The organism is Pseudomonas sp. NY15356 (assembly GCF_048068175.1).
GTDB lineage: Bacteria > Pseudomonadota > Gammaproteobacteria > Pseudomonadales > Pseudomonadaceae > Aquipseudomonas > Aquipseudomonas putida_K.
In genome coordinates this window covers 1-481 of record NZ_JBLUPW010000086.1, presented here as the reverse complement: position 1 = coordinate 481, position 481 = coordinate 1, and the positions used below count along the sequence as shown (strand labels likewise).

General features: G+C 65.7%; 1 pseudogene. It reads left to right on the top strand.

The annotated features are described in order from the left end of the window. Positions 1-481: pseudogene (locus ACNFCI_RS24030) on the top strand (type IV secretion protein Rhs); the annotation flags it as partial.

The window sequence follows — 481 nt, the reverse complement described above, 5'->3', positions numbered from 1 at the left end:
GCGCGGCTTCACCTACGCCGAAGGGCTGATGACCAGCCACAGCAACGCGCTGGGCCTGGGCTGCCACTACCGCTGGGAAACCATTGGCGACAAGCCGCGCGTGGTGGAGCACTGGACCAGCGACGGTGAGCACTATCACTTCCGCTACGACCTGAGCGCCCGCACCAGTTGGGCCACCGACGTGCTCGGCCGCGAGCTGGAAGTGCAGTACAACGCCGACCATCGCGTGGTCGCCAGCCGGGACTATGGTGGCGAGCGCTATGCCATCGAGCTGGACGAGCAGGGCAATATGATCGGCCTGGGCCTGCCGGACGGCAACAAACTCGCCTTCAAGTACGACGAGTTCGCCCGCCTGCTCGAGGAAACCGATCCGCTGGGGCGCAAGACCACCTACGAGTATCACCACCTGACCACCCTGGTGACGCAGGTCAGCTACCCGGACGGCAGCACCTGGCGAGCGCGCTACGACGACAAGGGCAAC